Source organism: Brevundimonas sp. AVps4, from assembly GCF_058681525.1.
This window is the reverse complement of record NZ_CM178741.1, coordinates 352,464-378,020: the sequence shown is the minus strand read 5'-3', so window position 1 is coordinate 378,020 and position 25,557 is coordinate 352,464. Positions and strand designations below refer to the sequence as shown.

The window sequence follows — 25,557 nt, the reverse complement described above, 5'->3', positions numbered from 1 at the left end:
GGGGCGGACGTTCGCGAAGTCGATGTGGTCGTTCGCGCAGAGGCGGGTGCGCGGCGATCGCAGCCCCGTCAGGAAGGGGGCGAGTTTTCCCGGAGCCTTCGTCCCATGTCCCGTCTCGCCCGTCATCTGCCGTCCGCCGCCGGTCTCTTCCTGCTGGGCGTTCCGATCCTCATCTATCTGACCCGAGACAATGGTCAGATCGCACGGCTGGATTTCCGTCCGCACGCGCCGAAGCTGGACCTCTTGGCCGCCGCGCCGACGGCGATCCAGGTCCATGTGGCGGCCGCCCTGACGGCCCTGGCGATCGGGATCGTGCTGCTGATCGGGGTGAAGGGCACGCGGCTGCACCGGACGCTGGGCTGGGCCTGGGTGGCGGCGATGGGAACGACGGCGATCAGCTCCTTCTTCATTCACGCCATCAATCCCGGCGGACCTGCGGGCCTGTCCTTGATCCATCTGCTCAGCGGTTGGACGGTGGTCGGCCTGCCCATGGCGGTCTACGCCGCCCGTCGCCATAGGGTGCAGGCCCATCGGCGGGCCATGACGTCGATGTTCGTCGGAGGACTGATCGTGGCGGGCCTTCTGACCTTCCTGCCCGGCCGGCTGATGTGGGCGGTCTTCTTCAGCTAGAAGGCGACAGCCCCGCCACGGCGCGAAAGCCGGCCGCCGCGAACCGGACCATATAGTCGCCGGCCGTCTGAAGATCCCCGGATCGGGCGCGACCGCCCGACAGTCGGTCCAGACGTCCGGTCTCGCCCAGGGTCAGGGTCAGGGCGCCCGACAGATTATGATAGCCCCAGTAGAGATCGACCTCGCTGGCCTCGGGCAGGACTTGGGCAATCAGTTCGATCAGCCGCCGGATGGCCGGGTCGAAATACCGGGCCATGGTTTCACCGCCGAAGGTCGGGTTGGCGTTGGTCTGGGCCACCAGGGCGGAATAGTGTTTCCAACCCGGCCCGCCCTTGAGCGACCATTCGAACGGCGGTCGCAGAAAGGCTTCCAGCAGCCCCTCCAGCGTCATGGGCCGACCGGTCTCCTCAGCCTGGGCGGCGTAACGGTTGATGGCGGCGACCCGTTCATTGTTCCAGACCTCGGCGCGACGCAGAAAGACCGCGTCGAACAGGTCTCGCTTGGCCCCGAAATAATAGTGGACCAGGGCGGTGTCGACGCCGGCCTCGCGCGCCACCTCGCGGATGGTGACGCCGTAGAAGCCGTGTTTGGAAAACAGATCCTCGGCCGCATCCAGGATCAGCTCGCGGGTTTCACCCGCCGCCTTGGCCTGGGCCTTGGGCGGACGGCCGCGCCGCGCAGGCGTCGCATCCGGCGCGGCCGTCTTGCGCCGGGCGGCGGCGACGGGACGGGGCGCGGCGGGGATCTGGCTCATGCGGCGACGCTAGAGCATGATCGTTTCGGACGGAACCGCTTTGCGGTTCCGACAGAAGCGTGAATCATGCTCTCGCTTTAATCTGGAGCCTGATTCACCGTTTCAGCGGAACCGCGAAGCGGTTCCTCCTCAACGGATCAGGCTCTAGGCCAGGGCCGGCGCCGGTGCAACGGCGCCACGCTGCACGGTCCGTGTGGGCGGATGACGACGTTGCGGCAGCCCCGGGGTTTGACAGACGGTCGAAACCGGGTCAGGTTCAAGAAAATCATTGAACGCTGAATAAAAGCGTCAACCAGGCTGGAAACGACAAAGGGGTTAAGGATCATGAATCGTCATGTGAAGTGCGCGCTGCTGGCCGGCGCGGCGTGGGGCGTGCTGGCGGGGGCCACGGTCGCCCAGGACGCGGAGGCGACCGCTCAGGCCGCGAATGCTCAGGACGCCGCCACCGTCGACGACATCGTCGTCACCGCGCGCCGCCGCGCGGAAAGCCTGCAGGATGTGCCTGTCGCCGTGACCGCCGTCACCGGCGAACAGCTTGAGGCGCGCGGCGCCCTGGACATCACCGAACTGGCGCGCTCGACGCCCAGCCTGACGCTGAACGCCGCGCGGGGCTCGAACTCGACCCTTATCTCCTTCATTCGCGGCGTGGGCCAGCAGGATCCGCTGTGGGGCTTCGATCCCGGCGTCGGCCTGTATATCGACGACGTCTATGTGGCCCGTCCGCAGGCCGCCGTTCTGGACATCTTCGACGTGGAGCGGGTCGAGGTGCTGCGCGGACCGCAAGGCACGCTTTATGGCCGCAACACCATCGGCGGCGCCATCAAATACGTGACCAGCCGCATCAATGCCGACGAGCCCGAGGGACGCCTGCGCGCCTCCTACGGCAGCTATAACCAGCGCGACGTGATCGCCAGCGCCCAACTGCCCTTCAGCGACGAGTTCAAGGTCTCGGCCGCCTTGGCCCGCTATCTACGCGACGGCTACGGCAAGAACCTGAACACCGGCAACGAACACTACAACAAGGACGTGACCGCCTTCCGCGCCAGCGCGGAGTGGAGCCCGACCGACAGCCTGTTCTTCCGTCTGGCCGGCGATCTGGTGAACGACGACTCCAACGCGCGCCACGGCCACCGCGAGTTCGCCCCGTCGCCCGCCGATGTCTATGACACCAACGCCGGCGCCGGCGACAAGAACCGCGTCCAGACGCGCGGCGTGTCGCTGACCGGCGAGTGGGAGATGAGCGACATGTTCACCTTCAAGTCGATCACCGCCTATCGTGAAGGCCTGACGCGCGGCAATATCGACTTCGACAACCTGCCCCAGCCCATCCTCGACATCCCCGCCGCCTATGACGACGACCAGTTCAGCCAGGAATTCCAGGTTCTGGTCAGCGCGGGCCGTCTGAACGGCGTCGCCGGCGTCTACTATATGGACGCCAACGCCTCTGGCGCGTTCGACACCGTCGTGGGTCTGGCCAATCTGACGACCCTGACCTCGGGTTCGGTGGCGACCAAGAGCTACGCCGTCTTCGCCGACTTCTCCTATGACGTCACCGACGCCCTGTCGGTCTCGGTCGGCGGTCGCTTCACCAAGGACGAGAAAGAAGGTACGGTCTTCCGTCAGCGTTACTTGGGTATCCGCAGCCCCTATTTCGGCAATACGACTGCCGTGCCGTTCTTGGGCGAGGCTCCCCGCACCAACTACACCCGCACGCGCGAGTTCGAGAAGTTCACGCCCCGCATCGCGGTCAACTACAAGTTCGGCCCCGACCTGACGGCCTATGCCTCGTGGGGCGAGGGCTTCAAATCGGGCGGCTTCGACATGCGCGGCGATGCGGTCCTGTATCCCGCCACCGTCAACGGCTATGCGCCGGAAACGGTCGAGACCTACGAGATCGGGCTGAAGGGTTCGCTGCTGGATCGTCGCCTGACCTTCGCCACCGCGATCTTCGATTCCAGCTACGAGAACCAGCAGATCACGACCCAGTATCCGGCCGGCGCGACGATCGCCTCGGTGGTGGACAATGTCGGCTCGTCCTCGATCCGCGGTTGGGAGTTCGAAGGCCGCTTGCGCGCCACCGACGCCCTGACGTTCAACGCCTCGCTGAGCTACATCGACGCCAAGTTCGACGAGTTCCTGGCCTACATCCCGACAGGCCCGCTGAACACGACCTGCCCCACAGTTGTCGGCTGTTTCGTCGATGTGTCGTCGCAGCGCGACTTCCAGAACACGCCGGAATGGACCGGATCGATCTCGGCCAACTACAACTGGGTCATGGAGAACGGCTCGTCGATCGCCTTCATCCCGTCGATCGCCTATCGCGGTGCCTACCAACAGTTCGAGACGCCCGCGCCGCTGCTCGATCAGGATGCCTACTGGATGTATGACGCCAGCATCGTCTGGACTTCGTCCGATGACCGCCTGACCTTCGGCGTCCACGGCAAGAACCTGGGCGACGAACGCTATCGCGTCGGCGGCTACACCTTCCCCGGCGCCCTGACCGGCGACTCGATCATCGGCTTCTACGGCCCGCCGCGCACCGTCACGGCGACCCTGGGTCTGAAGTTCTGATCCCCATTCATCACGCCTGACGACGAGGGGCGGCGGTCTCCGGGCCGCCGCCCCTTTTCGCTCCGCCAGGCCTATTTTGCACAGGGCGGACTTGCGGCTAGGCTCTCCGCAACGAACAACAAGACGCCGAGGGGAAACGCCGATGACGACGGAGACGCTGACGGTCCAGGATGCGCGGCCCGAGCGGCCTGAGCGGCCCGGCTACCGCTACTATGTGCTGGCGGTGCTGATCCTGATCTACATGCTGAACTTCCTGGACCGGCAGATCATCGGCATCCTGGCCGCGCCGCTGAAGGAAGAGTTCGGCATGTCCGACAGCCAGTTCGGTCTGTTGGGCGGCATCGCCTTCGCCTCGGTCTATTCGACCCTGGCCATTCCCCTGGCCTGGCTGGCCGACCGGTTCAGCCGGGTCTGGATCATGACCGGGGCGCTCGCCGTCTGGTCGGGCTTCACCGCCCTGTGCGGCATGGCCGGCTCGTTCGGCCAGCTGTTCCTGTGCCGGATGGGGGTGGGCGTGGGTGAAGCGGGCGGGGTGGCGCCGGCCTATTCGCTGATCGCCGACTATTTCCCGCCGCATCAGAGAGCGCGGGCCCTGGCCGCCTTCGCCTTCGGGATTCCGCTGGGCATGGCCGCGGGCACCCTGGTTGGGGGACTGCTGGCGGCGACCTACGGCTGGCGCACGGCCTTCATCGTCGTCGGCCTGTCGGGTCTGCTGGTCGCGCCCCTGCTGCGGCTGACGGTCAAGGATCCCAAGCGCGGCGGAACCGATGCAGTGAAGACCGAAGCCCAGGTCGCGGCTCTGGCCGCCGCGCCGGTCGGGACGGATCGGGCGGGCAAGATCGCGGCCCAGATCATGCTGGGCCTGGGCGCCGGTCTTCTGGTCCTGGGGGGGCTGGACTGGCTGCTGGGTCTGTCGCTCGGCAATCCGCTGGTGCTCGGCTTCGGCGGCCTGCTGGCTGGGGTGATCGGCGCCTCCTTGATGGTGGCGCGGCGCACCGCATCGGTGGTGATCAAGAAGCCCAGCTTCTGGCTGCTGGCCCTGGGCGCGGCCTCGTCGTCCGTCTGCGGCTACGGCGTCGCCGGCTGGTTGCCCCTCTTCTTCATGCGCAGTTTCGACCTGAGCCTGCGCCAGACCAGCTGGTACTATTCGGGCATCGCCCTGATCGGCGGCCTCCTGGGCATTTGGCTGGGCGGAATGATCGCCGACAAGCTGTCGAAGAAGGGCAAGGGCGCCTATCCCCTGACCCCGGCCGTGGCCTTTCTGATCTCGGCGCCCTGTTTCATCCTGGCGATGAACTCCCCCTGGCTGATCGGCCTCGTCCTGCCGGGCGGGGGCAGCCATGCGCAGCAGCTGATCCTGGCCTTCCTGATCTTCCTTCTGCCCACGGGGTTGAACCTGGCCTGGCTGGGGCCGATCACGGCGGCGGTCCAGCATCTGGTCCCGGCGGCCATGCGCTCCACCGCCTCGGCCCTGTTTCTGCTGATCAACAATCTGCTGGGGATCGCGGTCGGCTTCTACTATTTCGGCTGGATGAGCGACCTCCTGGCGCCCCGGTTCGGAGAGGAGAGCCTGAGGTGGGCCATCTACACCGGCATGAGCTTCTATGTGCTGGCGGCCATTCTGCTGTTTGGGGCCTCGCGGACGCTGAAGCGGGACTGGGTGGACTAAAGGGTCATAATCAGACGGTTGCACCTGCGAAGGCGCGGGGCCTATAAGCCCCGCAAACTCTTCCCAGCAAAGATTGCGGCGGTCTCCATGAACATCCACGAATATCAGGCCAAGCAGGTTCTCAAGGGCTTCGGCGCCCCCGTCGCCGCAGGCGTGCCCATCACCTCGGCCGATCAGGCCGAGGCCGCCGCCAAGCAACTGCCTGGCCCGCTCTATGTGGTGAAGTCGCAAATCCACGCCGGGGGCCGCGGCAAGGGCAAGTTCAAGGAACTGCCGGCCGACGCCAAGGGCGGCGTGCGTCTGGCCTTCTCGATCGAGGAAGTCGTCGCCCACGCCAAGGAGATGCTGGGCAACACCCTGGTCACCGCCCAGACGGGCGAGGCCGGCAAACAGGTCAACCGCCTCTATATCGAAGACGGCGCCGACATTGATCGTGAACTGTATTGCTCGCTGCTGGTTGATCGCGCCTATGGCCGCATCGCCTTCGTCGTCTCGACCGAGGGCGGCATGGACATCGAAACCGTCGCCCACGACACGCCCGAGAAGATCCAGAACATCGTCATCGACCCCGCCACGGGCGTGACCGAAGCCGACGTCGCCGCCATCAACGCCGCCTACGGCCTGACGGGCGCCGCAGCCGAAGACGGCAAGTCGCTGTTCCCCGCCCTGTACAAGGCCTTCGTCGAGAAGGACATGGACATGCTGGAGGTGAACCCGCTGATCGTCATGAAGGACGGCCATCTGCGCGTCCTGGACGCCAAGGTCAGCTTCGACGGCAACGCCCTGTTCCGCCACGAGGACATCCGCGCCCTGCGCGATGAGACGGAAGAAGACGCCAAGGAAATCGAAGCCTCCAAGTGGGACCTCGCCTATGTCTCGCTGGACGGCAACATCGGCTGCATGGTCAACGGCGCCGGCCTGGCCATGGCGACGATGGACATCATCAAGCTGTACGGCAAGGAGCCGGCCAACTTCTGCGACGTCGGCGGCGGCGCCGGCAAGGAGAAGGTCGCGGCGGCCTTCAAGATCATCACCGCCGACCCGAACGTCCAGGGCATCCTGGTCAACATCTTCGGCGGCATCATGAAGTGCGACGTCATCGCCGAGGGCGTGGTCGCGGCCGTGAAGGAAGTGGGCCTGAAGGTGCCGCTGGTCGTGCGTCTGGAAGGCACCAACGCCGAACTGGGCAAGAAAATCCTGAACGAGTCCGGCCTGACCATCCAGGCCGCCGACGACCTGGACGACGCCGCCCAGAAGATCGTCGCGGCGGTCGGCTAAACGTCAAGAGATCGTCTTTGATGCTCTGACGGCGGCGCTGCTTGCAGCGTCGCCGTTTCTCGTTGCGGAGGGCTGCGACGCCCCGCCATAGTCGTCGCCTATGGACGGAGGGAGCCTTGCCGGATTTCGAAGTGGTCGCGATGGCTTTGGCGCCCGCGCGTCATCTCGCGGCCTTCACCGACCATTATCGGGCTAAGCACCCGGCGCGGATCAGAATCTATTTCGACGGCGAGGATACACCTGACCCGGTCCAGGTCGGGCTCGATCCCAAGGATCTTATAGTCTGCGACGCGGCCTTCTGGGCGACGCGCGGTGGTCGGCCCCAGGCGGTCGAGGATCGCCAGAGGGTCGTCTATGCCGAGGCCTATTCCACCCTGGCCTCCGATTGGCTGCTGGTCGTGGACATCGACGAGATGATCCTGGGCGATGTCGACGTCTCCGCTGTGCTCGGCGCCGTGGCGGCCGAACGCGAGGCGGTCATCTTCCCCTCGCTCGAGGCGGTGTGGCGGGCCGGCGACGACCTGACGCGCGAGTATGGAGCCACGCTGGCGCGCAAACCCTATCACGGCCCTTTGTCGGACCAGTTCGCAGACCTGATCTATCCTGGACGCGGGCGCTTCTTCGTTCGTGGTCTTCTGGCGCATCACATGGGCAAGCACGCGGTGCGGCGTGGCCTGCCTGACGTCATGGTCTGCATCCATGAGTCCAAGCGCGGGGACCGGCCGTTGAAGGCGGCGCGGGCGCGCGATCCCGGGACGGGGCGCACGGCCTGGCTGCTGCATCACGACGCCATCGGCTTGGACGCCTGGCGGGCCAAGTGGGACCGGCGCGTCGCGGCGGGCGACACCGCCGAAATGGGGCGCCGTCGCCGCCGCCAGCAGGCGGCCTATGTTCAGGCGCGAGAAGCGGGTGAGGAAGCCGCCCTGTTCGCGGACCTCTACGCCCTGAAACCCTGGCAGCAGGCGATCTTGCGACGGCTCGGGTTGTTACTGAATATCTGACCGGGCTTGCCTGGTCTGTCCACGCGGCCTATGTGCTCCACATAACCCGTGTAAGCCGCCCCGCTCGCGAACATGACCCGCAACATCACCCTCGCCATAGATGACGCCCTGCTCGACAAGGTGCGTGTTCTGGCCGCTATGAAGCGGACCAGCGTCAATGAGATGGTGCGCGGTTTCCTGGCTCGACTGGTCGAGGAAGAAACGGAACACGACGAGGCGACCGAAGCCTTGCTGAAGCTGGCCCGCGAAAGCGAAGGCCGGATGGGCGACTGGCGCCCCGCCAGAGAAGATGCATATAGCGGCGAGCCTCGTTTTGATCGCTGGCGCTGACGTCTTCCTGGACACCAACATCCTGATCTACGCCGCGCTCGGTTCTGTCGATGAACCGGCGAAGTACGATCGTGCGCTTGAGCTTCTGACCCGACGCTTCGGCACCTCGGGTCAGGTTCTGGCCGAATTCTATGTCACCGCCCAACGCAAGGGTGCGCGCCCTCTGACTCCGGAGGAGGCGCAGGAGTGGGTGTTTCGGTTGTCCAAGAAGCCTTTCCAGCCCATCGACTACAGGGTGGTCCGTAGCGGTATCGAGAACGCCCAGCGTTACATGATTTCCTACTGGGACGGCGCCATCATCGCCGCCGCCGAACGGCTGGGCGCCAAGGTGCTCTATTCCGAAGACCTCAATCACGGTCAGACCTATGGGTCGGTCCGTGTCGAAAACCCCTTCCTTCCCGCCTAACCCAACAAGCGAGACCCCATGTCCATCCTCGTCAACAAAGACACCAAGATCATCGTCCAGGGCCTGACCGGCAAGACCGGCGGCTTCCACACCGAACAGGCCCTGGCCTATCACGGCACCCAGATGGTCGCCGGCGTCCACCCGACCAAGGGCGGCACGAACTGGACCGGTTCACACGGCGAAACCCTGCCGATCTACGCCTCGGTCGCCGAAGCCAAGGACGCCACGGGCGCCGACGCCTCGGTCATCTATGTCCCGCCGTCAGGCGCCGCCGCCGCCATCATCGAAGCCATCGACGCCGAAATCCCCTTCATCACCTGCATCACCGAGGGCATTCCGGTGATGGACATGGTCAAGGTCAAGCGCCGGCTGGAAGGCTCCAACTCGCGCCTCTTGGGCCCGAACTGCCCGGGCGTCCTGACGCCGGACGAGTGCAAGATCGGCATCATGCCGGGCAATATCTTCAAGAAGGGCTCGGTCGGCATCGTGTCGCGTTCGGGCACCCTGACCTATGAGGCCGTGTTCCAGACCACCAATGAGGGCCTGGGTCAGACCACGGCCGTGGGCATCGGCGGCGACCCGGTCAAGGGCACCGAGTTCATCGACGTGCTGGAGATGTTCCTGGCCGATCCCGAAACCACCTCGATCATCATGATCGGTGAAATCGGCGGCGGGGCGGAAGAAGACGCCGCCCAGTTCCTGATCGACGAGGCCAAGAAGGGCCGCAAGAAGCCGATGGCCGGCTTCATCGCCGGTCGCACGGCGCCCAAGGGCCGCACCATGGGCCACGCCGGCGCCGTCGTCTCGGGCGGCAAGGGCGATGCGGAATCCAAGATCGCGGCGATGGAGGCCGCCGGCATCCGCATGTCGCAATCGCCGGCCCGTCTGGGCAAGACCCTGGTGGAAGTGCTGAAGGGCTGAGACCCGTAAGCGGCGTAGGCATCGCCTCACGCATCAAAAATGCCGGTCTCGGCAGGATTGGACGCCCTCGGCTTCGGCCGGGGGCGTTTTTCTTTCGGCATGCGACCAATTTCTCACCGAATTGCCCCGTTTCGGTCATGACCCATAAGGAAAGCGGGCCTATATGACGGGCGCGCCCCTCACGGAGATGTGTCCGCGGGGGCCAGGGAATAGACGAGAACAATGGCGGACGATGCGGGTCGGCTGAACCAGGTCTTTGCCGAGACCTCCTTCCTCTACGGGTCCAACGCGGCCTATATCGAGGAGCTGCACGAGAAATGGGCCAATGATCCCGGCTCGGTCTCGGCGGAATGGAAGGCCTTCTTCGACCAGTTGCGCGACAACGCCGCCGCCGTGAAGGCCTCGGCCGAGGCCGGCGGCTGGGGCCGCGCCGCCGTCGCCGAGCCGACCGAGGCGACCGCCGTCTTCGACGGCCGCTGGCCGGCGCCTAAGCCTGATCCCAAGAAGCCCGGCGCCCCGGCGCCCGCAGCCTCCAAAGCCGCGCCGACGGAAGCCTCGCCCGAGGCGATCCGCGCCGCCGCCCACGATTCCATCCGCGCCCTGATGCTGATCCGCAGCTATCGCGTGCGCGGCCACCTCCAGGCCAATCTGGACCCCCTGGGCATCGAACAGCCGGTCGAAAATCCTGAATTGACGCCGGAATTCTACGGCTTCAGCGGCGCCGACCTGGATCGGCCGATCTTCCTGGACGGCGTCCTGGGCCTGCAGACCGGCACCATCCGCCAAGTGCTGGACATTCTGAAGCGCACCTACTGCGGCAATATCGGCATCCAGTACATGCATATCGCCGAGCCGGAGGAGAAGGCCTGGCTTCAGCAGCGGTTCGAGGGGCCGGACAAGTTCGAGCAGAACGCCTTCACCAAGGAAGGCAAGCTGGCCATCCTGAACAAGCTGATCGAGGCCGAGGGCTTCGAGCGCTTCCTGCACAAGCGTTTCCCCGGCACCAAGCGGTTCGGCCTGGACGGCGGCGAGGCCATGGTCCCGGCCCTGGAGCAGGTGATCAAGCGCGGCGGCAATCTGGGCGTCGACGAGGTGGTGCTGGGCATGGCCCACCGCGGCCGCCTGAACGTGCTGGCCGCCGTCATGGGCAAGCCCTACAAGGTCATCTTCCACGAGTTCCAGGGCGGCTCGGCCGTGCCCAGCGACATCGAAGGCTCGGGCGACGTCAAATATCACATGGGCGCCTCTTCGAACCGAGAGTTCGACGGCAACCACGTCCACCTGTCGTTGACCGCCAACCCGTCCCACCTCGAAATCGTCAACCCGGTCGTCCTGGGCAAGGCGCGCGCCAAACAGGCCTTCGACATCCGAGAGGCCAACGCCGGCAAGCCCGAGGCCGAATGGGCTCTGGACCGCTCCAAGGTCGTACCCCTGCTGATCCACGGCGACGCCGCCTTCGCCGGCCAGGGCGTGGTGGCCGAATGTTTCGCCCTGATGGGGCTGAAGGGTTACCGCACCGGCGGCACCCTGCATTTCGTCATCAACAACCAGATCGGCTTCACCACCAGCCCGCGGAACTCGCGCTCGTCGCCCTATCCGTCGGACGTCGCCCTGATGGTCCAGGCGCCGATCTTCCACGTGAACGGCGACGATCCGGAAGCGGTCGTCTTCGCCGCCAAGGTGGCGACGGAATATCGTCAGAAGTTCCACAAGGACGCGGTGGTGGACATGTTCTGCTATCGCCGGTTCGGCCACAACGAAGGCGACGATCCGACCTTCACCCAGCCGCTGATGTATTCGAAGATCCGCGCCCAGCCCTCGACGCGCGAACTCTATTCCCAGCGCCTGATCGCTGAAGGCGTGATCTCCCAGGCCGAGGTCGACGCCGAGATCGAGCGGTTCGAGAAATTCCTCGACGAACAGTTCGAGGCGGGCAAGACCTTCAAGGCGGACAAGGCCGACTGGCTGGACGGCCAGTGGAAGGGCATGGGCGCCGCCAAGGAAGAGCTGCGCGGCGATACGGCGGTGCCCCTGGCCAAGCTTCAGGACCTGGGCGCGCGCCTGACCACCATTCCGAACAGCGTCGACATGCACAAGACGCTGAAGCGGGTCATCGAGGCTCGCCGCGAAGCGGTCTCGACCGGCGAGGGCCTGGACTGGGCCACGGCCGAGAGCCTGGCCTTCGCCTCACTGGTGGACGAGGGCTTCCCCGTGCGCCTGTCCGGACAGGATTCGGTGCGCGGCACCTTCTCCCAGCGCCACTCGGGCATCATCGACCAGACGACCGAAGAGCGGTACATGCCGCTGAACAATCTGCGTGAAGGCCAGGCCAATTTCGAGGTCATCGACTCGGCCCTGTCGGAAGAGGCGGTGCTGGGCTTCGAGTACGGCTATTCGCTGGCCGACCCGAACACCCTGGTGCTGTGGGAAGGCCAGTTCGGCGACTTCGTGAACGGCGCCCAGGTGGTGATCGACCAGTTCATCACCTCCGGGGAACGCAAGTGGCTGCGGATGAGCGGCCTGACCATGCTGCTGCCGCACGGCTATGAAGGCCAGGGGCCGGAACACTCCTCCGCCCGCCTGGAGCGCTTCCTCCAGGCCTGCGCCGAGGACAATATCCAGGTCGCCAACTGCACGACCCCGGCCAACTATTTCCACATCCTGCGTCGCCAGATGCACCGGCCGTTCCGCAAGCCGCTGATCCTGATGACGCCCAAGTCGCTGCTGCGGCACAAGAAGGCGGTCTCGCCGCTGCGCGACCTGGCCGAGGGTTCGTCCTTCCACCGCGTGCTGCACGACGACGCCCAGACCCGCCCCGAGGTCGCCGGGATCAAGATCAAGGCGGACAAGGACATCCGCCGCGTGATCCTGTGCTCGGGCAAGGTCTATTACGACCTGCTGGACGTGCGCGAGAAGAAGATGAAGGAAGGCCAGGCGGTGGACGACGTCTACATTCTGCGTCTGGAACAGTTCTATCCGTGGCCGATCCAGTCGCTGCGCAAGGAACTGGCCCGCTTCCCGAAGGCCGAGCTGGTCTGGTGCCAGGAAGAGCCGAAGAACATGGGCGGCTGGACCTTCGTCGATCCGTGGCTGGAGCTGACGCTGGACAAGCTGGACGTCGCGGCCAAGCGCGCCCGCTATGTCGGCCGTCCCGGCTCGGCCTCCACGGCCGCCGGCCTGATGAGCCGCCACCTGAAGGAGCTCGAGGCCTTCACCAACGAAGCCTTCGCCTGATAAGCGTTTAAGACAGACCTAGAGACAGCTGGACCCGACATGGCCGACATCCTGACCCCCGCCCTCGGTGAATCCGTCACCGAAGCCACCATCGCGAAATGGACCAAGAAGGTCGGCGACGCGGTCAAGAAGGACGAACTGCTCGTCGAACTGGAGACCGACAAGGTCTCTCTGGAAGTCGTGGCTCCGGCCGACGGCGTCTTGGGCGCCATCAACGCCGCCGAGGGCGACACCGTGGCGCCCGGCACGGTCCTGGGTTCGGTGACCGAAGGCGGCGCGGCCGCCGCCCCGGCCGCTGCCCCCGCCAAGGCCGCCAAGGGCGAGGCCAAGGCGGCTGCAGCCGCCGCCGCTTCCAGCATCGACATCACCGTGCCGGTGATGGGCGAAAGCGTCGCCGAGGGCTCGATGGGCAAGTGGCTCAAGAAGAGCGGCGAGGCGGTCAAGAAGGATGAACTGCTGGTCGAGATCGAGACCGACAAGGTCGCGGTCGAGGTGTCGGCCCCGGCGGACGGCGTCCTGACCATCGCCGCCGACGAAGGCGCGACCGTCACGCCGGGCCAGAAGATCGGTTCGGTGTCGGGTTCCGGCGCTGCTGCGGCCGCGCCCGCCGCCGCCCCGGCGCCTGCGGCCGCTCCCGCCAACTCCGGTTCGGCCCAGGTGTCGAAGAACGAGACTCTGTCGCCGGCCGTCCAGCGCGTGGTCGCTGAAAACAACCTGGATCCCAAGGCGATTTCCGCCACCGGACCCAAGGGCAATATCACCAAGGGCGACGCCATCGCCGCGATCGGGGCCGCTGCGGCCGCTCCGGCGCCGGCCGCCGCACCTTCGGCCCCGCGCGCTCTGGCCCCGCGCGAGGAGCGGGTGAAGATGACGCGCCTGCGTCAGACCATCGCCCGTCGCCTGAAGGAATCCCAGAATACGGCCGCCCAGCTGACCACCTTCAACGAGGTGGACATGACCAACGTCATGGCCCTGCGCGCCCAATACAAAGAGGTGTTCGAAAAGCGCCACGGGGTGAAGCTGGGCTTCATGTCCTTCTTCACCAAGGCGGTGGTCGCCGCGCTTCAGGAAATCCCGGCCGTCAACGCCGAGATCGACGGCACGGACATCATCTACAAGAACCACTATGACATCGGCGTCGCCGTCGGCACCGACAAGGGTCTGGTGGTTCCGGTGCTGCGCGACGCCGACACCCTGAGCCTGGCCGGCATTGAAAAGGGCATCGGCGCCCTGGGCAAGGCCGCCCGCGACGGCGCCCTGACCATGGACCAGCTGCAGGGCGGCACCTTCACCATCACCAACGGCGGCACCTATGGGTCGCTGATGTCGACCCCGATCCTGAACGCGCCGCAGTCCGGCATCCTGGGCATGCACAACATCGTCCAGCGTCCGATGGCCATCAACGGCGAGGTCAAGATCCGGCCGATGATGTATCTGGCCCTCAGCTATGACCACCGCATCGTCGACGGCAAGGAGGCCGTGACCTTCCTGGTCCGGATCAAGGAGCTGCTGGAAGACCCGCAGCGGGCCCTGCTGGACCTGTAAGAAACTGAAAAGGCGGCGATTTCGCCGCCTTTTTTGTTGGGCCTGATGTCGGGCCGAGCCCGTAGTGTCGAATATCGACGTTTGTGTCTTGGCGACGTCAGAGGTGGAGTCATTGCGTGACTACGGGTTCTTCCGCACTGACAAACCGCCCAAAAGGCGCGCCCTATTCTCGCCATGGAATGGGCGGCGCGCGCGATAGGGGTGTTCTACGTCTTGGGCGGTCTGATGCTTCTGTATCAGGCCTGGCTCAACTGGCGTCTGCAAAGGGCCTTGTCGGACCTGGTCGCCATCCCCGTCGCCGAGCAGTTCGGCGATAGCGTGATTGTTCTGGCCGGTGTGCTGGTCATGCTTTCTGGCGCAGCCCTGGCGGCCCTCAGCGGCTGGGCTGTCGTCGCCTTCATGGCGGGATGGACGGTCCAGGCGCTGTACCTGCTCTGGACCGATCATGTCTCTCGTATCGGGGAGCCTGAGGCCGTCAGCGGACGCCGCCAGTCAGTCCACGCCTTTACCGGCTACACCGCCGCCACCGGGATCGTCCTTTGGCTCCCCACGGTCGGCGTGCTGGGCTGAATAGGGGCGGCCTGGACGTGGCTGCGACGACAGTTTGGCAAGGGCGGCAAGGTCCCGGCAGGGTCGCACACGATCATCGTTAAAGAAACCGAGCCCGATCCCACGCCAAGGGGAGGCGCGGACGACGCGGACCCAGGCGAAAACCAGGCCTAGCCGAACTCGGCCTCCAGATCGGCCAGGCGGGCGGCCTGGTCCTCGGCGATCAGGGCGTCCAGCAGGGGGTCGATGTCGCCCTCCAACACCTGGGGCAGGCTGTGCAGGGTCAGGCCGATGCGGTGGTCGGTCACCCGCCCTTGCGGGAAGTTGTAGGTGCGGATCCGTTCGGACCGGTCGCCAGACCCCACCTGGGACTTGCGCGAGTCGGCGCGGGCCAGATCCTTGGCCTGGCGCTGCATGTCGTACAGGCGGACCCGCAGGTTCTTCATCGCCTTGTCCCGGTTCACGTGCTGGGACTTTTCGGACGAGGTGACGACGATGCCGGTCGGCAGGTGGGTGATCCGCACGGCCGAGTCGGTCTTGTTGACGTGCTGACCCCCCGCGCCCGAGCTGCGGAAGGTGTCGATGCGGATGTCCTGGTCGCGGATCTCGATCTCGACATCCTCGACCTCGGGCAGGACGGCGACGGTGGCGGCCGAGGTGTGGATGCGGCCGCCGGCCTCGGTGGTCGGCACGCGCTGGACCCGGTGGACGCCGCTCTCGAACTTCAGTCGGCCGAAGACGCCTTCGCCGGTGACGGTGGCGACGATTTCCTTGTAGCCGCCGGCGTCGCCCTCGGAGACGCTGTCGACCTCGACCCGCCAGCCCCGGGTGGAGGCATAGCGCGAATACATGCGGAACAGGTCGCCGGCGAACAGGGCCGCCTCGTCTCCGCCGGTGCCGGCGCGGACCTCCAGCACGGCCGAGGCGTTTTCATCGGCGTCGCGCGGGGCCAGCAGCAGGGCCACGTCGCGCTCCAACTGCGGCAGCCGCTCGGTCAGGGCGCGCAGCTCCTCCTGGGCCATGGCGGCCATTTCGGGGTCGGACGCCATCGCCTCCAGATCGGCCATTTCGGCGCGCAGCCGGGCCAGGCCCTGGACCGCGTCGGCGACCGGCTTCAGCTCGGCGTGTTCCTTGGACAGACGGACGATCTCGGCTCCGTCGGTCGCCGCCCCCATCCGGGCCTCCACCTCGTGGAAACGGTCGAGCACCTGATCGAGACGGGCCTGGGGCAGACGCAAGGCGGAACCATCCTGGGACAATGAGAGGGGCCGTCCTTAGCCCGCCTGGGGGGGCGATGTCGATCATCGCAACGCCGCCCGGCGCCGGGTTCGTGAACTATGATAACGATGGCGTCAGCCGCGGTGGCGAACGTCATGGTCCGGGTTTAGCTGGCCGTGGAGTCGCCGACGCTGTGAGAAGGACGCCATGTTCGACCGCCTGCCCCATCGCGCTTCTGAAACCCCCTACCCCATCCGGTCGGCGGAACCGCCGGTCGATCATGACGTGGAGGAACTCTGCCGCCTCTACGACCGGCGCCTGGCGGAGCGAGGGGGCGATCTGTCGCCGAGCCGCAGGCGCGAACTGGATGCCCTGGCGGTTCGATACGGCCTGGCCGTCGACCGTACCGCCGCCATGGTCTGGCGCGATCTGCGCGCCGTCATCAGCCGGACGGTGGGGCGGGCGTCGGACCAACCGGTCGCCGAACCGGCCCCTGCGCCGACCCAGACCCCAGCCCCCGTCGAAACAGGCCCCCTGACGGTGCTGGTCGTTGAAGACGATCCAGACGCCGCAGCCGCCTTGACCGAGCTTCTGACCGAGGCCGGGCACAGGGTGGTCGGGCCGTTCCACAGCGCGGCGCCGGCTGAGGCGGCCGCGGCGCTGTACGCCATCGACGCCGCCCTGTTGGACGTCAATCTGTCGGACGGGGCGACGGGAAGGGGACTGGCGGAGCGATTGAAACGGCGCTGGGACATGCGGGTGGTGCTGACGTCGGGTGACGTCGAGGCGGTCCGCCGCGCCGATCCGGCCGAGACTGTCGTGTTCAAACCCTATACGGGGGCGCAGATTCTGGCGGCCCTGGCCGGTAGGCGACGCGAGGACTGACGGCGGGCGCTTGCGTCCGGCCGGTGGGCGGGCGATCAGATGGCATGCTGTCGAACCGATCCCGCTACGCCCTCCGCGCCATGGTGCATCTCGCCGGCCTGCCGGGCGGGGGACCCGCCACCATCGGTGAGATCGCCGAGGCCGCCGCCGCGCCGCGGAAGTTCCTGGAGGCGATATTGCTGGACCTGCGTCGGCGGCATCTGCTGGTGTCCAAACGCGGGCGAACCGGCGGCTACGCCTTGGCGGCGCCGGCCGACCGCATCAGCTTCGCCGACGTGATCCGGGCGCTGGAAGGGCCTTTGGCGCTCGCCCCCTGTGCCTCCCGCACCGCCTTCGGTCCTTGCGAAACCTGCCCCGATGTGGACACCTGCCCTTTGCGTTCGGTCTTGCAGGACGGTCGGGACGCAGTGGCCGCCGTATTCGAGACGCGAACCCTTCTGCAAGCCGCAGCGAAGTTTTCTCCTATTGACCCAGTAGGAGATAAAGCCCCAACCTCGTGACCCTCTGGAGGGGCCATGCAAGACTTCCTGCTGTTTCTGTGCGTCGGGTTCTTGGCCCAGGTCGTCGATGGCGCCCTGGGCATGGCCTATGGGGTGATCTCCTCCACGGTCCTGCTGTCGTTCGGCGTGCCGCCCGCGACGGCGTCGGCGAGCGTTCATGCCGCAGAAGTCTTCACCACGGCTGCGTCTGCGGGGTCGCACACGGTGAACAAGAATGTGAACTGGAAGCTGTTCGCCCCCCTGGCCCTGGGCGGGGTGGTCGGCGGCGGCCTGGGCGCCTTCGTCCTCACCAGCATCGACGGCGACCTGATCAAGCCCTGGGTCACCGCCTATCTGGCGATCATGGGCGCGGTGATCATCTGGCGCGCCACCCGCCAGACCCGCGCGCGGCTGTTTCCGTTGAGACTGGCCGGTCCCCTGGGGGTGGTCGGGGGCTTCTTCGACGCCATTGGCGGCGGCGGCTGGGGGCCGACGGTCACGACGACCCTGGTGGGCTCGGGTCAAGACCCGCGCGCCTCGATCGGCACTACCAATACGGCCGAGTTCTTCGTCACCTCCGCCATTTCCGCCACCTTCCTGGCGGCCCTGCTGACGGGCCACTGGGACCAGGCCGAGGGCGTCGCCACCCACGCCATGGCGGTGCTGGGCCTGATCCTGGGCGGGCTGATCGCTGCGCCCTTCGCCGGCGTCATCGCCCGAATCGCGCCGCGTCGGGTGCTGACCTATGGGGTCGGGGCGGTGGTGCTGCTTTCGGCGGGCTATCAGGCGCTGAGGCTGTTCAAGGTCATCTGAGGCGAAGCGGCGACGACGGCGGGCCGCCGTCGCCGAAAGGCGGCTTAATGCGCGCGGGCGCGGAAGCGGGTCAGAAAGGCCTTGATGTTTTCGCGAATGGACGCCTCGTTCGCCATCCGCAGACGTTCGACCCCCATGAAGGCCTGGCCCATGGTCGCCGTCCCGGTGGCGGCCACCGTTTCATCGAAGACGGTGCGGTCTGCTTGGGACACCGTGTAGCGGACCTGGCTCGTCACCGACATGTCGAAGCCCGCCAGGGGCTGCTTCAGGTCGATCAGAGAGGCCGCGACCATCATGGGCGGCCCTTCGCTTCCCATGTAGCCGGCGGCGGCTAGGGAATTCTCCAGCGCCGTCTTGAAGTCGGCGTTGGAAACTTGGGACGTCCACATCGGATTGGTGGCCTGACCGCCGGAAACGGTCACGGTCGTCACCGAGCGATAGCCCAGATCGCCTGAAGAGGCGGTCAGACCGGCGGTGGCCGGCAGGGTCATCATGGCGGGGTTGGACGGACTGGCGCAGGCGGCTACGCCTAAGAACCCGGCCGCGCAGCCGGCCATGGCGAGACGACGCAACATCATTGTTGGGTCGCCGCCTGGGCGCCTGCGGCGGGCGCGGCGGCGCGTGCGGCGGCTTCTTCGGCCGGGGTGCGCAGGGTGACGATCAGCGGATTGGGCTTCAGATCATTCATGGCGCCCGAGGTGGCGTCGATCGCCCCGCCGATCAGGCCCCCGATCAGGATGTTGCCCGCCATGGCCGTGCCGCCGGCGCCTGACACGCTGCTGGTGATGTCATGGGTCTGCGAAACATAGCCGTCCTTGGACACGGTGATGCGGAATGCATCCTTGCGCGGCATGCGGAAGGTGCAGGGCGTAGCCTGGCATTCGAAGCCGTTCGAGGTGCTGACCTGCGCGCCCGGCGGCGTGCTTTGGACGGTGAATTGTTGGCTCGAGCCGCGCGTCACGGTAGCGCAGGCCGGCAAAGACAGCGCCACGCCGACAAGCGCGAGCGCGCGCACGCCCATGTGCGCGGGATTACGGAATTTCATGAAGCCCCTCAATGGATTGCAGCCCGCCCTCCCCAGGCGGACTTACGGCCTAGGTTGCACTTGGGATCCGAGCCGTCAATGAAGCGGCGTCAAATTTATCCAAAATGACACAACTGGAGGGCGCGCGACCTATTCAGCCGCCTGAAGCTCCGCCGCCCGCGCCGCCTCCAGCTCGGCGGCCTTTTGTTCCACCAGCTCCACGATATGGTCGATCATGCCCTCATTGGCCTGTTTGTGGGCGATCTTGCCGTTCAGATAGACCATGCCCGCGCCCTTGCCGCCGCCGGTGAAGCCGATGTCGGTATAGAGGGCTTCGCCCGGGCCGTTCACGACGCAGCCGATGACCGACAGGCTCATCGGCGTCGAGATATGGGCCAGCTTCTCCTCCAGCAGGCCGACCGTCTCGATGACGTTGAAGCCCTGACGGGCGCAGGACGGGCAGGCGATGATGTTGACGCCTCGGTGACGCAGACCCAGCGACTTCAGGATGTCGAAGCCGACCTTGATCTCCTCGACTGGATCGGCGGCCAGAGAGACGCGGATGGTGTCGCCGATGCCCGCCCACAGCATGGAGCCCAGGCCGATGGACGACTTGATCGTCCCTGTACGCAGCGGCCCCGCCTCGGTCACGCCCAGGTGCAGGGGGCAGTCGATGGCGTCCGCCAGCTGCTGATAGGCGGCGACGGTCAGGAAGGGATCCGACGCCTTTACCGAGATCTTGAACTCGTGAAAGTCGTGGTCCTGCAGGATGCGGGCGTGGTTCAGGGCGCTTTCGACCATGGCGTCGGGGCAGGGCTCGCCGTACTTGTCCAGCAGCTCCTTTTCCAGGGAGCCGGCGTTGACGCCGATCCGCATCGAACAGCCGTGGTCCTTGGCGGCCTGGATGACGTCGCGGACCCGGTCGGGGCTGCCGATATTGCCCGGATTGATCCGCAGGCAGGCGGCGCCCGCCTCGGCCGCCTCAATGCCGCGCTTGTAGTGGAAATGGATGTCGGCGACCAAGGGAACCTTGGCCTCGCGAACGATGGTGCGAAACGCCTGGGTCGATTCGACGTCGGGGCAGGAGACGCGAACGATGTCGGCGCCGGCCTCTTCCAGCTGGCGGATCTGATCGATCGTCGCCGCCGCGTCGGACGTCGGCGTATTGGTCATAGACTGGACGCTGATCGGGGCGTCGCCGCCGACCAGGACGGAGCCGACGCGGATCTGACGGCTCTTGCGCCGTTCGATATGGCGCCAGGGACGGACGTGGCCGAGTTCTGAAGTGTGGTCGCTCATCTCCGGCCCATATAGGCGCTTTGCGGCTTTGCGACCACCGGCGTGACGATCAGTTCGCCGTCACGGCGGCGCCGACGCCGGGATTGGCGGCCGCGTCAACGGGCGGCGCGGCGTCCTGAGTGCGCAGAAACTGAGCCGAGCGTTCGGCCTGAAGCTGGGCCTGACGGCGCGCCTGCTCCTCCGCCACCTGCCGGGCCGCCTGTTCGGCGCGGCTGTTCAGCTGGGTCAACGGGGTCAGAAGGGCGGGCAGGACGCCGCTATGCTCGCCGTTCAGATAGACGTCGAAGGCGGCTGGATCAGACACGTCGATCGTGGCGCTGACGCCCATGGGGGCGCGCCAGGCCTCTCCCGGCGCCATCTGCCGGGCGAACAGGGCCTGACCCCCGCCCAGCCTAACCACCAGCGCGCCGGCCTTCTTGGCCTGAATGACCACCTGAGAGGCGGTGGCCGGGGCGCCGTAGACGGCGCCGCGCGGATTGAACGCCTTCTGAACCGGGGCGGCGTCCGCCGCCTGGGCCGCCGCGATCACCGCCGGATCGTTCGGATCGATCCCGGTCAGCTGGGCCTCAAGGCCGGGCGTGACATAGAGGGCGGGCGTCGTCTGGTCCGGCGGCGCAGCCCTGGGGGCGCCCAGCGCGATCGGGGCGGCCTGGCCGGGCACCTCGCCCAGCCGCCAGCTTTCCGGCACGGCGGCGATGTCGGACGGGCGGACCTCCTGGTGGATGTTGAGGCGCTGAAACACGTTCCAGCCGATCAGGGCGACGGCCACTATGGCGACGAGGCCGATGATCCGCGGCGAATAGCGTTTGACGTCCTCAAAGGCGATGCCGATCGGCGCCTTCAACGGGGCGGAGGTGTCCGGGCTTTCGCGCTTGAACCGCTCCACGGCCAGCTGTTCGTCCAGCCCCAGGGCCGCCGCATAGCCCCGCACATAGCCGATGGCGAAGACGCGCGAGGGCAGGGACGACCAGTCGTTCTGCTCCAGAGCGATCAGGAAGCGGGTATGGACCTTGGTTTCGGCGGAGAGATCGGCCAGGGACTTTCCCGACTGTTCGCGGGCGCGGCGCAGGCCGTCGCCCAGAGTCGCGGCCTCGGTGATGGAGGGCGCGAGGTCCTTCCAGTCCGGATGAGCCTTGAACTCTTCGGGGGCGTTCCCCGCATCCAGCGCCATGACGCCTGACCCCACACTCGGAACGACAGAGAGCCGCCCCGTACTCGCAACGGACCCGTCCGGTAGCATGTCTTCGCGACGGGACGCGCCTCTCCCCTTCGGCGGACCCCATGCGTTCTGTGGATAAACCATATCGTCAGCCCCATCAACGGCGTTTCCCGAATCGGGATGCGCGCGCCAATCCTCAGGCGGCGACGTTCAACTTCCGGGCCAGGGATTCGATCTCGTTGCGGATCGAACCGGTGGAGAGGTTCAGCAGATTGTTCAGGCCGCGCCGTGCGGCCGTCAGATCGGCCGACAGGATCATCCGTTTGACCGGCCCGACCCCGCCCGCAGGCGCCGACAGGCGGGTGAAGCCCAGGGTGATCAGGGCGAAGGCCTCCAGCGGCCGGCCCGCCAGCTCGCCGCAGATCGAGACCGGGGTGCCGGTGTCGGCGCACGCCTTCTGGATGGTCTGGAGCGCACGCAAGGTGGGCGGCGACAGAGGGTCGTAGCGGTCCGACACCAGGGGATTGGTCCGGTCGGCGGCGTACATGTACTGGAACAGGTCGTTGGTGCCGATCGAGACGAAGTCGGTCAGGGGCAGAAGCGCGTCCAAATGCCACAGCAGGGACGGGCATTCGACCATGGCGCCGACGCGCAACAGGGCGGGCAGGGCGCGGCCGCGCCGCCGAGCCCAGGCGCATTCGACGTCGACCAGTTCGCGCGCGGCCCGGAACTCGTCCACCGTCGCGATCATCGGGAACATGACGCGCAGTTCGCGGCCCGCCGCCGCCGTCAGCAGGGCCCGAAGTTGCATCCGCAGCAGGGACGGCCGGTCCAGGCCCAGGCGGATGGCGCGTCGGCCCAGGGCGGGGTTCTCCTCCCGCTCGGCCTCCAGATAGGGCAGGACCTTGTCGCCGCCGATGTCCAGGGTGCGGAAGGTGACGGGCCGGTCGCCGGCCGCGTCCAGCACCAGCTTGTAAAGGGCCGTCTGGGCGTCCAGCCGGGGCAGTTCGTCCGAGACCATGAACTGGAATTCGGTGCGGAACAGGCCGATGCCTTCCGCCCCCGTCTCGTTCAGATTCTCCAGATCCACCGCCAGGCCGGCGTTGGTCAGAAGGCTGATCCGCTGGCCGTCCAGGGTCACGGCTGGGGTGTCGCGCAGCTGGGCGAACTGGGCCCGGCGCTGGTCGCGCACGGCCATCCGCGACTGGACCGCCTCGATCATGTCGGGGCGAGGGCGCAGATAGGCCTCGCCGGTCTCGCCGTCGGCGATGACCATATCGCCTTCCGACAGCCGGTCGCGCAGTCCCATCAGACGACCGACGCAGGGAATCTGCAGCGCGCGGGCCACGATGGCGGCGTGGCTGGCCGCCGATCCCTCTTCGAGCAGCAGGCCCTTCAGCTTGTCGCGCGGATATTCCAGCAGATCAGCCGGACCCAGGTTGCGCGCCACCACTATGGCGTCGTCGGGCAGTTCGCGCTCGCCGGGCTTGTCGCCCGCCAGCACCCGCAGCAGCCGGTTGGCCAGGTCTTCGAAGTCGTGCAGCCGCTCGCGGATATAGGGGTCGCGCGCCTGGGCGAAGCGGGCGCGGTGTTCGTTCCTGACCCGGTCCACCGCCGCCTCTGCGGTCAGGCCGTTCCTCACCGCCTCTTCCAGCGACCGGTTCCAGCCCCGATCGTCGGCGAACATCCGATAGGTCTCCAGCACCTCGAACGACGGCCCGGCCAGGCCCTGACCCTTGTCCAGCATGGCGTCCAGACCGGTCTTCAGCGAGGCCAGCGCCAGCTTCAGCCGGGCCTCCTCCAGACCGGGGTCCTCCGCCAGCAGTTTTTCCGGCGGCAGGGGCGCTTCGTGCAGCACCACATGGCCGAACGCCAGGCCATCGCCGAACTTCTGGCCTTTCAGCCGTTCCGGCCGGTGCGGCGCCAGTTCGACGTCGCGCAGCTCCTCCTGGTCCAGCAGTTCGCCCGAGGAGACGGTTTCGGCCAGGACCATGGCTATGGTCTGGATGTCCTCGACCTCGTCCTCGTCATAGCGCCGCTCGGTGCGGTTCTGCACCACCAGCACGCCAATGGCGCGGCCGCCGCGCAGCAGCGGGGCGCCCAGGAAGGCGTGATAGGGGTCTTCGCCCGTTTCCGGACGATAGGAGAAGGCCGGATGCGACGGGGCGTCCGACAGACTGATCGGCTGGGCGGTCCGCGCCACTTCGCCGACCAGACCCTCGCCGGGGCGCAGCCGGGTGTTGTGGACGGCGCCGGGGTTCAGACCTTCGGTCGCGAAAAGCTCCAGCTCGCCCGAGGCGCGGCGCAGATAGATGGAGCAGACCTCGGCGACCATCGACCGGGCAATGATCTGCACCACCATGTTCAGACGGTCCTGAGCCGGGGTCGCGCCCGCGCCCGCCCCGCCCAGAGCCTCGCGGATCTGGCGCAGGAGGTTGCGTGGTCCCCTGGTCATCGCGCCGCCTGCCGGCATCATGGCTCCCGCGCCTCGGCGCCGCAGCGCCCGTTCAAATCACCTATACAGCGTCCAGGCCGTAAGCCGAATGGAGGGCGCGCACGGCCAGTTCGGCATAGGCGGCGTCGATCAGCACGCTGATCTTGATCTCCGAGGTCGAAATGGCCTGGAACTTGACCCCCTTGTCGGCCAGGGCCTTGAACATGGTCTGGGCCACGCCGGCGTGGCTGCGCATGCCGACCCCGACGACGGAGACCTTGGCCACGTCCTCGTCGACGCGGATCTCCTCGAAAGCCAGGTCGGCCTGGGCCGCCTTCATGATGTCGGCGGCGCGCACGGCGTCGCGGCGGCCGGTCGTGAAGGTCAGGTTCACCGTATTGGCGGTGCGGGCCTGGCTCTGGACGATCATGTCCACATTGACGTTGGCCTCGGCCAGACGGGTGAAGACGTCTGCGGGAGCGTCCACCCGGTCGGACAGGCCCAAAAGGGTGATGCGGGCCTCGTCACGGCTCATGGTCACGCCGGACACGATGCGTTTTTCCACGATCTCCTCCTCGTCGCAGATCAGGGTTCCGCCCTTGTCGGGCATTTGGCCGGACTCGTCCGGTTCGATGAAGCTCGACAGAACCCGCACAGGCACCTGTTTGGCCATGGCGAGTTCGACCGATCGGGTTTGCAGCACCTTGGCCCCCAAAGAGGCCATTTCCAGCATCTCCTCGAAGGAGACCTTGTTCAGACGCCGCGCGCGGCTCTCGATGCGGGGATCGGTCGTATAGACCCCGTCCACGTCGGTGTAGATGTCGCAGGGGCAGGACAGGGCGGCCGCCACGGCGACGGCCGAGGTGTCGGATCCGCCCCGGCCCAGGGTGGTGATCTTGCCGTCGGGGGTCACGCCCTGGAAGCCGGGCACGACGGCGATTTCGCCGGCGTCGACGGCGGCGCCCAGTTTTTCGCCGGGGATGTCGACGATCCGGGCGCGGCCGTGGGCGTCGTCGGTGACGATCGGCACCTGCCAGCCCATCCAGGACCGGGCGTTCAGACCCATGTTGCGCAGCGTCATGGCCAGGAGGCCGGACGTCACCTGTTCGCCCGAGGCCACCACCACATCATATTCGTCGTCGCTGAGCGGCAGGCCGGCGGCGGCCGGGCCGGCGCCGTCGGTCCAGGCGACCAGCTCGTTCGTCTTGCCGGCCATGGCCGAGACGACGACAGCCACCTTCTTGCCCGAGGCGGCCTCTGCGGCGACGATCCGCGCCGCGCGACGAATGCGTTCGAGGTCCCCCATGGAGGTGCCGCCGAACTTCATCACCAGTCGTGTGGTTTCGGGCCGCGTCATC

At 67.0% G+C, this 25,557-nt stretch carries 22 protein-coding genes; 14 read left to right on the top strand and 8 right to left on the bottom strand.

The genetic code is table 11. From position 1 onward, the window contains the following. Positions 1-105: 105 nt before the first annotated feature. Positions 106-630: a DUF2306 domain-containing protein gene (locus ACW178_RS01860; protein WP_287105680.1), complete on the top strand. Its 525-nt coding sequence runs from the start codon at positions 106-108 to the stop codon at positions 628-630. Here the strand turns inward: ACW178_RS01860 and ACW178_RS01855 are convergent. Continuing rightward, entirely contained in the window at positions 623-1,384 is a 762-nt protein-coding gene (locus ACW178_RS01855) for a TetR/AcrR family transcriptional regulator (protein ID WP_182713866.1), read from the bottom strand. The genes ACW178_RS01860 and ACW178_RS01855 overlap by 8 nt on opposite strands. 324 nt (positions 1,385-1,708) lie before the next feature. Here ACW178_RS01855 and ACW178_RS01850 point away from each other — a divergent pair, with 324 nt between their 5' ends. The 10 genes from ACW178_RS01850 (at position 1,709) to ACW178_RS01805 (ending at position 14,909) form a co-directional block, all read left to right on the top strand. Continuing rightward, the gene (locus ACW178_RS01850; protein WP_054764273.1) at positions 1,709-3,955 is read left to right on the top strand and encodes a TonB-dependent receptor; all 2,247 of its coding nucleotides are present in this window, start codon (positions 1,709-1,711) and stop codon (positions 3,953-3,955) included. 142 nt (positions 3,956-4,097) lie between these two features. Continuing rightward, positions 4,098-5,624, top strand: a complete 1,527-nt coding sequence (locus ACW178_RS01845) for a spinster family MFS transporter (protein ID WP_287105682.1) — start codon at positions 4,098-4,100, stop codon at positions 5,622-5,624. Positions 5,625-5,711: 87 nt separating this feature from the next. Next, positions 5,712-6,902, top strand: a complete 1,191-nt coding sequence (sucC, locus tag ACW178_RS01840; RefSeq protein WP_152949167.1) for an ADP-forming succinate--CoA ligase subunit beta — start codon at positions 5,712-5,714, stop codon at positions 6,900-6,902. 116 nt (positions 6,903-7,018) lie between these two features. After that, the gene (locus ACW178_RS01835; RefSeq protein ID WP_287105684.1) at positions 7,019-7,903 is read left to right on the top strand and encodes a hypothetical protein; all 885 of its coding nucleotides are present in this window, start codon (positions 7,019-7,021) and stop codon (positions 7,901-7,903) included. Between the two features lie 72 nt (positions 7,904-7,975). Next, positions 7,976-8,233 carry a ribbon-helix-helix protein, CopG family gene (locus tag ACW178_RS01830; protein WP_054764270.1) on the top strand — a complete coding sequence of 86 codons (258 nt, stop codon included), beginning with the start codon at positions 7,976-7,978 and terminating at the stop codon, positions 8,231-8,233. Further along, a complete protein-coding gene (locus ACW178_RS01825; protein ID WP_182713871.1) occupies positions 8,217-8,639 on the top strand; it encodes a PIN domain-containing protein in 423 nt (140 codons plus the stop codon). Before ACW178_RS01830 ends, ACW178_RS01825 begins: the two co-directional genes overlap by 17 nt. A gap of 18 nt (positions 8,640-8,657) precedes the next feature. Continuing rightward, positions 8,658-9,560, top strand: coding sequence for a succinate--CoA ligase subunit alpha (sucD, locus tag ACW178_RS01820; RefSeq protein WP_054764268.1), 903 nt, complete (start codon positions 8,658-8,660; stop codon positions 9,558-9,560). Positions 9,561-9,782: 222 nt separating this feature from the next. Continuing rightward, positions 9,783-12,794 carry a 2-oxoglutarate dehydrogenase E1 component gene (locus ACW178_RS01815; protein ID WP_191558440.1) on the top strand — a complete coding sequence of 1,004 codons (3,012 nt, stop codon included), beginning with the start codon at positions 9,783-9,785 and terminating at the stop codon, positions 12,792-12,794. A gap of 39 nt (positions 12,795-12,833) precedes the next feature. Further along, the gene (odhB, locus tag ACW178_RS01810) at positions 12,834-14,339 is read left to right on the top strand and encodes a 2-oxoglutarate dehydrogenase complex dihydrolipoyllysine-residue succinyltransferase (protein ID WP_191558441.1); all 1,506 of its coding nucleotides are present in this window, start codon (positions 12,834-12,836) and stop codon (positions 14,337-14,339) included. 225 nt (positions 14,340-14,564) lie between these two features. Next, positions 14,565-14,909 (top strand): hypothetical protein, encoded by a 345-nt coding sequence (locus tag ACW178_RS01805; protein ID WP_224762183.1) that lies wholly within the window; start codon positions 14,565-14,567, stop codon positions 14,907-14,909. 149 nt (positions 14,910-15,058) lie between these two features. On the opposite strand, the gene prfA is transcribed toward ACW178_RS01805, so the two are convergent. Then, entirely contained in the window at positions 15,059-16,126 is a 1,068-nt protein-coding gene (prfA, locus tag ACW178_RS01800) for a peptide chain release factor 1 (protein WP_182713875.1), read from the bottom strand. Positions 16,127-16,313: 187 nt separating this feature from the next. On the opposite strand from prfA, the gene ACW178_RS01795 reads away from it, so the two are divergent. From ACW178_RS01795 to ACW178_RS01785, 3 genes are read left to right on the top strand one after another with little or no spacing between them, the layout of a single operon-like run. Beyond that, positions 16,314-16,991, top strand: coding sequence for a response regulator (locus tag ACW178_RS01795; protein WP_191558442.1), 678 nt, complete (start codon positions 16,314-16,316; stop codon positions 16,989-16,991). Between the two features lie 44 nt (positions 16,992-17,035). Continuing rightward, on the top strand, positions 17,036-17,491 hold the full coding sequence (locus ACW178_RS01790) for an RrF2 family transcriptional regulator (protein ID WP_191554697.1): 456 nt from the start codon (positions 17,036-17,038) through the stop codon (positions 17,489-17,491). Between the two features lie 15 nt (positions 17,492-17,506). After that, positions 17,507-18,283 carry a sulfite exporter TauE/SafE family protein gene (locus ACW178_RS01785; protein ID WP_191558443.1) on the top strand — a complete coding sequence of 259 codons (777 nt, stop codon included), beginning with the start codon at positions 17,507-17,509 and terminating at the stop codon, positions 18,281-18,283. Positions 18,284-18,327: 44 nt separating this feature from the next. Here the strand turns inward: ACW178_RS01785 and ACW178_RS01780 are convergent, their stop codons facing one another. From ACW178_RS01780 to ACW178_RS01755, 6 genes are all read right to left on the bottom strand, one after another. Continuing rightward, on the bottom strand, positions 18,328-18,861 hold the full coding sequence (locus ACW178_RS01780) for a hypothetical protein (RefSeq protein ID WP_191558444.1): 534 nt from the start codon (positions 18,859-18,861) through the stop codon (positions 18,328-18,330). Beyond that, entirely contained in the window at positions 18,858-19,328 is a 471-nt protein-coding gene (locus ACW178_RS01775; RefSeq protein WP_224762184.1) for a PEGA domain-containing protein, read from the bottom strand. Before ACW178_RS01775 ends, ACW178_RS01780 begins: the two co-directional genes overlap by 4 nt. A 129-nt stretch (positions 19,329-19,457) precedes the next feature. Beyond that, a complete protein-coding gene (gene ispG / locus ACW178_RS01770; protein WP_191558445.1) occupies positions 19,458-20,606 on the bottom strand; it encodes a flavodoxin-dependent (E)-4-hydroxy-3-methylbut-2-enyl-diphosphate synthase in 1,149 nt (382 codons plus the stop codon). Positions 20,607-20,655: 49 nt separating this feature from the next. Beyond that, the gene (locus tag ACW178_RS01765; RefSeq protein WP_191558446.1) at positions 20,656-21,777 is read right to left on the bottom strand and encodes a helix-turn-helix domain-containing protein; all 1,122 of its coding nucleotides are present in this window, start codon (positions 21,775-21,777) and stop codon (positions 20,656-20,658) included. Between the two features lie 184 nt (positions 21,778-21,961). Beyond that, positions 21,962-24,220, bottom strand: a complete 2,259-nt coding sequence (gene ptsP, locus ACW178_RS01760; protein WP_306414842.1) for a phosphoenolpyruvate--protein phosphotransferase — start codon at positions 24,218-24,220, stop codon at positions 21,962-21,964. A gap of 61 nt (positions 24,221-24,281) precedes the next feature. Then, positions 24,282-25,556: an aspartate kinase gene (locus tag ACW178_RS01755; RefSeq protein WP_182713883.1), complete on the bottom strand. Its 1,275-nt coding sequence runs from the start codon at positions 25,554-25,556 to the stop codon at positions 24,282-24,284. Position 25,557: the final 1 nt, after the last annotated feature.

Excerpts from the sequence above, each read along its gene's own strand:
- ACW178_RS01850 (WP_054764273.1), top strand. The coding sequence starts at position 1,709 with ATGAATCGTCATGTGAAGTGCGCGCTGCTGGCCGGCGCGGCGTGGGGC.
- ACW178_RS01780 (WP_191558444.1), bottom strand. The coding sequence starts at position 18,861 with ATGATGTTGCGTCGTCTCGCCATGGCCGGCTGCGCGGCCGGGTTCTTA.
- ACW178_RS01795 (WP_191558442.1), top strand. The coding sequence starts at position 16,314 with ATGTTCGACCGCCTGCCCCATCGCGCTTCTGAAACCCCCTACCCCATC.
- ACW178_RS01765 (WP_191558446.1), bottom strand. The coding sequence starts at position 21,777 with ATGGCGCTGGATGCGGGGAACGCCCCCGAAGAGTTCAAGGCTCATCCG.
- ACW178_RS01785 (WP_191558443.1), top strand. The coding sequence starts at position 17,507 with ATGCAAGACTTCCTGCTGTTTCTGTGCGTCGGGTTCTTGGCCCAGGTC.
- ACW178_RS01755 (WP_182713883.1), bottom strand. The coding sequence starts at position 25,556 with ATGACGCGGCCCGAAACCACACGACTGGTGATGAAGTTCGGCGGCACC.
- ACW178_RS01790 (WP_191554697.1), top strand. The coding sequence starts at position 17,036 with ATGCTGTCGAACCGATCCCGCTACGCCCTCCGCGCCATGGTGCATCTC.
- ACW178_RS01845 (WP_287105682.1), top strand. The coding sequence starts at position 4,098 with ATGACGACGGAGACGCTGACGGTCCAGGATGCGCGGCCCGAGCGGCCT.
- sucD (WP_054764268.1), top strand. The coding sequence starts at position 8,658 with ATGTCCATCCTCGTCAACAAAGACACCAAGATCATCGTCCAGGGCCTG.
- ACW178_RS01775 (WP_224762184.1), bottom strand. The coding sequence starts at position 19,328 with ATGAAATTCCGTAATCCCGCGCACATGGGCGTGCGCGCGCTCGCGCTT.
- ptsP (WP_306414842.1), bottom strand. The coding sequence starts at position 24,220 with ATGACCAGGGGACCACGCAACCTCCTGCGCCAGATCCGCGAGGCTCTG.
- ACW178_RS01805 (WP_224762183.1), top strand. The coding sequence starts at position 14,565 with ATGCTTCTGTATCAGGCCTGGCTCAACTGGCGTCTGCAAAGGGCCTTG.
- ACW178_RS01855 (WP_182713866.1), bottom strand. The coding sequence starts at position 1,384 with ATGAGCCAGATCCCCGCCGCGCCCCGTCCCGTCGCCGCCGCCCGGCGC.
- sucC (WP_152949167.1), top strand. The coding sequence starts at position 5,712 with ATGAACATCCACGAATATCAGGCCAAGCAGGTTCTCAAGGGCTTCGGC.
- odhB (WP_191558441.1), top strand. The coding sequence starts at position 12,834 with ATGGCCGACATCCTGACCCCCGCCCTCGGTGAATCCGTCACCGAAGCC.
- ACW178_RS01830 (WP_054764270.1), top strand. The coding sequence starts at position 7,976 with ATGACCCGCAACATCACCCTCGCCATAGATGACGCCCTGCTCGACAAG.
- ispG (WP_191558445.1), bottom strand. The coding sequence starts at position 20,606 with ATGAGCGACCACACTTCAGAACTCGGCCACGTCCGTCCCTGGCGCCAT.
- ACW178_RS01815 (WP_191558440.1), top strand. The coding sequence starts at position 9,783 with ATGGCGGACGATGCGGGTCGGCTGAACCAGGTCTTTGCCGAGACCTCC.
- ACW178_RS01860 (WP_287105680.1), top strand. The coding sequence starts at position 106 with ATGTCCCGTCTCGCCCGTCATCTGCCGTCCGCCGCCGGTCTCTTCCTG.